Source organism: Nostocoides australiense Ben110 (genome assembly GCF_001050535.1).
GTDB lineage: Bacteria > Actinomycetota > Actinomycetes > Actinomycetales > Dermatophilaceae > Nostocoides_A > Nostocoides_A australiense.
The window spans coordinates 3,359,850-3,361,960 of the sequence record NZ_HG764815.1; the positions used below are offsets into that span (position 1 = coordinate 3,359,850).

2 protein-coding genes are annotated in these 2,111 nt (G+C 69.9%); one reads left to right on the forward strand and one right to left on the reverse strand.

What is annotated here, in order from left to right; all coding sequences use genetic code 11:
• On the forward strand, positions 1-1,504 hold a 1,504-nt coding region (gene rho, locus BN11_RS16300), incomplete at its 5' end, for a transcription termination factor Rho (protein WP_083433818.1).
• A gap of 28 nt (positions 1,505-1,532) precedes the next feature.
• Here the strand turns inward: rho and BN11_RS24105 are convergent.
• The coding region (locus tag BN11_RS24105) for a GNAT family N-acetyltransferase (RefSeq protein ID WP_048699414.1) at positions 1,533-2,111 on the reverse strand (579 nt) is incomplete at its 5' end.

Below are 2,111 nucleotides of genomic sequence, written 5' to 3' on the forward strand. Positions count from 1 at the left end.
CGGGGACCGGCAGAACCGCCAGGCGCGCGAGGCCCAGCAGCGCGACGGCCGCGACCGCGACAGCCAGGGCCGCGACGACCGCGACCGTGACAGCCAGGGCCGCGATGGCCAGCAGCGCGACAACCGGGACGGCAGCCGCGACAACGGCAACCGCGACAACGACAACCGTCAGAACCAGGGCGGCCAGCAGAACCGTTACGACGACGAAGACGGCCAGGGCAGTCGTCGTCGCGGCCGCAACCGGGGCCGCAACCGCGACAAGCGCCGAGGCAACCGCCCCGAGGGCACCGACTTCGACGGCGAGCCGCAGCTCTCCGAGGACGACAACATCGTCCCGGTCGCCGGCATCCTCGACATCCTCGACAACTACGCGTTCGTGCGGACCAGCGGCTACCTGCCCGGGCCCAACGACGTCTACGTTCCGCTCGGCATGGTCAAGCGTCACGGCCTGCGCAAGGGCGACGCCGTCACCGGCGCGGTGAAGACTCCGCGCGACGGCGAGGAGGGCGGCCAGACCGTCCAGGCCGGCCGCAACCAGCGCCAGAAGTACAACCCGCTCGTGCGCCTCGACACCGTCAACGGCATGACCACCGAGCAGGCCAAGCTGCGCCCGGAGTTCGGCAAGCTGGTCCCGCTCTACCCGCAGGAGCGCCTGCGGTTGGAAACCGAGCCGGGCATCCTGACCACGCGCGTCATCGACCTGGTCGCCCCGATCGGCAAGGGCCAACGCGGTCTGCTCGTCGCCCCGGCCAAGGCCGGCAAGACGCTCATCCTGCAGGCCATCGCCAACGCGATCACCACCAACAACCCCGAGACCCACCTGATGGTCGTGCTCGTCGACGAGCGCCCGGAAGAGGTCACCGACATGCAGCGGGCCGTCAAGGGTGAGGTCATCGCCTCCACCTTCGACCGTCCGGCCGACGACCACACCACCGTCGCCGAGCTGGCGATCGAACGGGCCAAGCGACTGGTCGAGATGGGCCACGACGTCGTCGTGCTCCTCGACTCCATCACCCGTCTCGGCCGGGCCTACAACCTCGCCGCCCCGGCGAGCGGCCGGATCCTCTCCGGTGGTGTCGACTCCGCCGCGCTCTATCCGCCCAAGCGCTTCTTCGGCGCCGCCCGCAATATCGAGAACGGTGGCTCGCTGACGATCCTCGCGACGGCGCTCGTCGAGACCGGGTCCAAGATGGACGAGGTCATCTTCGAAGAGTTCAAGGGCACCGGCAATATGGAGCTCAAGCTCGACCGGCAGCTGGCCAACCGCCGCATCTTCCCTGCGGTCGACGTCAACAACTCCGGCACGCGCCGCGAGGAGATCCTCCTCGCGCCGGAGGAGTTGAAGATCATGTGGAAGCTGCGCCGGGTGCTCTCCGCCCTCGACCCGCAGCAGGGCATCGAACTGCTCCTGGACCGGCTCAAGAAGACCAAGAGCAACTACGAGTTCCTCATCCAGGTCCAGCAGACGAGTTCGATCCGCCTCGACGACGACGAACAGGCCTGAGTCCGCGCGTTTCGGTATGCCGCGCGGTTCAGTCCGCGTCGGCGGGCACCGGGGTGCGGTCGATCGCCAGCCGCAGGCTGGGCAGGGCGTGTTCGGCGAACCCGTGCGCCTCATACCGCCGGCGCCCGCCGGTCGTGGCGAACACCTCGACCGATGTGACATCGGTGCTCTCGCGGAACCACTCCATCACCGCATCGACGCAGGCCTGTCCCAGGCCGGTCATGCGGTATTGCGGGAAGGTCGCGACGTTCAGGAGCAGCCCGACTCGTCCCGTGGGGTTGTCCGGGGACGGCGCCCGCTCGACCACCTCGCCCATTGCCGTCGCCACGGTCGACCCGTTGACGTCGGCCACGGCGACGTGGACATCACGGTTGCCGAGGTTGACCTGCAGCCAGCGCAGCGCGTTGGCCTGCCACGCCGCGTCCGAGACCCGTTCGGGACTGGCGCCCATGGCGGCATACATCAGCGCGCGCAGCGCGACGACGGCGGCGAGGTCGCGGCTCTTGGCCTTGCGGATGACCGGCCCGGTGGGCGCATCGGGCGCGGCCGCCTCGGCATCGGTCTTCTCCCGCCCCCGCAGGGCGCGGGCCAGCTGCTTGGGCGAGGG